General features: G+C 43.0%; 5 protein-coding genes and 1 pseudogene. 2 read left to right on the top strand and 4 right to left on the bottom strand.

From position 1 onward, the window contains the following. Nucleotides 1–234: 234 nt before the first annotated feature. Nucleotides 235–597: a CbiX/SirB N-terminal domain-containing protein gene (locus B7X71_RS12480; RefSeq protein WP_293598827.1), complete on the top strand. Its 363-nt coding sequence runs from the start codon at nucleotides 235–237 to the stop codon at nucleotides 595–597. Here the strand turns inward: B7X71_RS12480 and cobA are convergent. From cobA to B7X71_RS12460, 4 genes are all read right to left on the bottom strand, one after another. Next, nucleotides 520–1380, bottom strand: coding sequence for a uroporphyrinogen-III C-methyltransferase (gene cobA / locus B7X71_RS12475; RefSeq protein ID WP_293598826.1), 861 nt, complete (start codon nucleotides 1378–1380; stop codon nucleotides 520–522). The two genes, B7X71_RS12480 and cobA, sit on opposite strands and share 78 nt — an antisense overlap. 13 nt (nucleotides 1381–1393) lie before the next feature. After that, on the bottom strand, nucleotides 1394–1936 hold the full coding sequence (locus B7X71_RS12470) for a DUF934 domain-containing protein (protein ID WP_293598825.1): 543 nt from the start codon (nucleotides 1934–1936) through the stop codon (nucleotides 1394–1396). 17 nt (nucleotides 1937–1953) lie between these two features. Then, nucleotides 1954–3684 (bottom strand): nitrite/sulfite reductase, encoded by a 1731-nt coding sequence (locus B7X71_RS12465; RefSeq protein WP_293598824.1) that lies wholly within the window; start codon nucleotides 3682–3684, stop codon nucleotides 1954–1956. 170 nt (nucleotides 3685–3854) lie between these two features. Next, entirely contained in the window at nucleotides 3855–4127 is a 273-nt protein-coding gene (locus B7X71_RS12460) for a hypothetical protein (RefSeq protein ID WP_293600896.1), read from the bottom strand. A gap of 151 nt (nucleotides 4128–4278) precedes the next feature. Between B7X71_RS12460 and B7X71_RS12455 the strand changes: the two are divergent. After that, nucleotides 4279–4373, top strand: a pseudogene (locus B7X71_RS12455) (ferredoxin--NADP reductase); the annotation flags it as partial.

Raw genomic sequence — 4373 nt, 5'->3', positions numbered from 1 at the left:
GCCTGAATGATGACATACCAAATACCCCGTTCAAAGACGGACTTGGGACCTACTGAGCTCATACAAAAGACCTCGTATATATAAGATTACAGTCTACCCTGATCGGTAAACAGTATCTATCTAAAATTTCTTATCATTTCAAAGTAAATTACAAAACTAAGACCCTAATAAAGACGTCCAATTAAATTCAGAGTAAGCTTAAACACTTATAGAAATCTTTATTAGAAGGATTGCATGAAGGCTCTGATCTTATTTGGCCATGGTGCTCGAGATATTCGCTGGCGCGAACCCTTTGATCGCCTGAAAGAAAAGTGGGTGGCACAGCATCCAAATGTGTTGGTTGAGCTTGCCTTTCTAGAAATGATGGATCCAAGCCTCGAAGCTGCAATCAGCTCCTTAGCAATGAAAGGAGTTCAAGAAATTAAGATACTTCCAGTCTTCTTTGGCCAAGGTGGCCATTTACGACATGACTTCCCCGCACTTCTCGCCAATTGTCGTGAAAAATTTCCTGCAATTACCTTAAGCACAAAGCCGGCTGTTGGTGAAGACGAGGCTGTCCTGCAAGCCATCATCGATTACGCCGCAAGATCCGTTTAATGTAGAGGAAGGTGCTTCTAGATTCTCCCTTAGAGCCTCGCCAATCATGATGAGCGCAGGTGAGCTAATGTTGAACCAATCAATCGCGTGTCCATCAGCCAGTTCCCCAAGAGTGCTTGACAAATGTCGTTCACTTTTAGTGCTGACAGACTCTAAAATATGAACAGGGGTTCCTCTATGGTGATGCGTCCCAGCCTCAATCAATTGTTTGGCAATTTTTACCGCATCCTTTCGCCCCATGTAATACACCAAAGTATCTGCCTTCGGCTGTGCCATAGGAACATACTCCGATATTGATGGGCTTTCAGAATTTAAGTCATTGCTTTGCGCCAAAGTGACAAATGCCACACTTCTACTCACCCCGCGCAAAGTAAGTGACTGCTGAATAGAAGCAGCACCAGCTAAAGCAGCGGTAATACCAGGAACAACCTCTACATCAATATTGCTATCTTTTAAGGCCTGGATTTCTTCATCAGCGCGCCCAAAAATCATTGGGTCACCACCTTTTAATCGAACAACGGTTTTATATTGATGTGCAGCGTCAATGAGACGTTTGTTAATAAAGTGCTGTGCCGAAGACAACTTTCCGCAACGCTTACCCACCGGCACCTGAATAGCTTGAGAGCAAAGATACAGCATTTCAGGGTCAACCAAAGCATCATGAAACACGATATCAGCCTGAGCTAATAACCTTGCACCGCGCAAAGTAATGAGATCCACTGCGCCAGGACCTGCGCCAACCAAGAAAACCTTACCCAGCTCAAGAAGATTTTGTGTGGACATGGTTCTTGATAACTTAGGCGATAGTAGCGCGTTGCTCGCGCCAACTATTTTGAGTGGTGACGCTATAAAGATTAAATTGTTTAAGAGCAATATCTAGATTCTGATCTGGGCGCAATTCAAAGCTATCAAATCCCACTCTGGCACCTTGCAGGAGTTGATCGATTAAAACATCGCCAAGCGCTCTAATCTCACCCTGCCAATCAAAACGCTCCCTTAATAAGGCCGCAGTACTAAAGCTTCTACCATCCCTAAAAAACGGAAAGTACGCCCCGACTACCGGCCAGATTAATTTGCCGCTCTCAATAATTTCTGAGTACTTCAGAATGTCGTCATCCGCCGCAAACCACACCCCGATTTTCCCATCCTGAGCACGATCCAAGATATCGGGATTCTTATGATGACTAAGCCACCAATGAAATGGCACCAGCACTTTATGAAAACCGTGAGCTAAATCCGGGATACCGCCTTCATCATGCTCCCTGTTCCACACATACCACTCATTAATCATCAATAATGGCTTGCCGTCTTTGGGATAATAAATAATTTGATGGTTCATATTCTCATTAAGCCAAGCTAGCTATTAGCCGCGCCCTTAGCGTGTTTACTGCTATGTCTATAGGCAGCATCCTTAAATGGGATGACGCCCAACCTACGATAGGTCTCAATAAATGGCTCATCAGCCGAACGTTGCTCCACGTAGGTATTGATTATGCTAGTCATAACATCCGGAATTTCATTGGCATAAAAGGATGGTCCGATGACTTTTCCAACAGATGCATTCTTTCCCTGATCGCCACCTAAGGTAATTTGGTACCACTCTTCCCCGTCTTTATCAACACCGAGTACACCAATATTGCCGACGTGATGATGGCCACAAGAATTAATGCAACCAGAAATATTTAATGAGATATCACCAAGGTCATGGAGATAATCAAGATCATCAAAACGCTCTTGAATTGCCTTGGCAATTGGTAGAGACTTAGCATTAGCCAATGAACAAAAATCCCCGCCAGGACAGGCGATGATATCGGTTAATAGCCCTATATTAGACAGCACAAGATGGTTTTTTTTTGCCGCTCTCCAGAGACTAAGAAGCTCAGTCTGCTCAACATCAGCCAAGACTAAGTTTTGTTCATGAGTAACTCGTAGTTCACCAAAACTATATTGATCCGCCAAATCCGCGATAGCATTCATTTGATCACTAGTTACATCTCCAGGCGCAGCGGTGCCGTGAGGTTTGAGCGACAAAATTACTGAAGCATATCCAGGAACTTGATGAGACTTAACATTGCGCTCTAGCCAACGACTAAAAGCAATTTTTTCATTAAGTTCTAGCTGTGCTTGGAAATAAGAGAGCACTTGCTGCTGGTTAAGCGCAACTAGAGATTGATAGCCAGGCCTAGTGAAGTGTTTGGCTACCCTATCCCATTCAGCTTGAGTGAAATTATCCTTACTCTGCCTAGTGTCGTTATGTAGTTGAGCCCACTCACCCTCCACTTGACGTGCGAATTCTTCTGGGCCCAATGCCTTGACTAAGATCTTAATGCGGGCCTTATAGAGATTTTCTCTTCTACCAAAACGGTTATATACCCGCAGCAATGCAGTCAGATAACTTGGGAGAACTTGCCAAGGCAAATTCTTTTTAATTAACGAGCCCAAAATTGGAGTGCGCCCCATACCCCCACCCGCGTAGATATTCGCAGTCAGTTCTCCATGATTGATATCTGGATTTTTTTGGAGCTCAATACCCACATCATGGCAAAGCAACACTGTACGATCTTCTTTAGCACCATTAATCGCAAACTTAAATTTTCGCGGTAGATGAGCAAACTCTGGATGCAAGGTGGACCATTGACGAAGCAATTCACAAATTGGCCTAGGGTCAATACATTCATCAGCTGCAACACCTGCAAAAGCATCGCTTGTAATGTTTCGGATGCAGTTACCTGAAGTTTGAATTGCATGCATCTCTACTTTGGCTAGTTCAGCCAATATATCGGGGGTCTGCTCCAACTCCACCCAATTGAATTGAATATTTTGACGGGTCGTAAAGTGACCATAACCACGGTCATACTTTTCCGCAATAACAGCTAGGGTGCGTAACTGTTTCGAACTGAATAAGCCGTATGGAATAGCAACGCGTAACATGTAAGCATGTCGCTGGTGATACAAGCCATTTTGCAAACGGAGTGGTCGAAACTCTTCTTCAGGGAGGGTGCCATTTAGGCGACGCTCGACCTGATCTCTGAATTGGGCAACCCTCTGGTCTACAAGGGTTTGGTCAATGTGGTCGTATTTATACATAGCAAATGTATTGTCTATGCATAGCTTTATTTCTACAAATAATTAAATTTTGTATCTATATATCTAAATTGATATATAAAAATATTTGACTGCACCACTAGCCAGATAAAGCATTAAAGATTCAGTTTTCGGAAATTCTTCTATCAGCCCAATTATCCCAATGCGCACTATCAGTAGCTGATAGCTTTTTCAAATTCCTCGTCTACCTGATCACGATCCTGAGTCAATACATGCTGAGCTATAAGGAATACTCCCGAAATAAAGCTGAGGCAAACTAATAGGCTAAATGCATGGTACTGGTTAAGGTCATTTTGGTTCAATGCCTCCAAATAACGACTGCTATTGAGCGCCAAATGGCTTGATAGGCCTAAAAGCGCGATACCCAAAGATATTTGAGCCAAAGTCAAAAATAAAGACTTTTCTCCTACAGTTTTTGCCGACATCATTTTCCCCTCAATTGAATAAGAGAGGATCTTATGTATATGCATGGGAGTTGTAAAAGAATCCTTTTTTATAAGCTAAGTACTTTTATATCTATAGAAGTTTCCTCAGAATGAGGATAATTAAGTTTTACACCTCATTATTTAAGTACCTATGGCAGCCTACAACACCGAAACTGTTCTCAGCGTTCACCACTGGAATGACACCCTTTTTAGTTTCACTACCACCAGAAACAAGGGCTTACGCTT

The organism is Polynucleobacter sp. 39-46-10 (genome assembly GCF_002282275.1).
The sequence above is the reverse complement of the archived record's forward strand: the minus strand, read 5'-3'. Positions and strand labels throughout refer to the sequence as shown.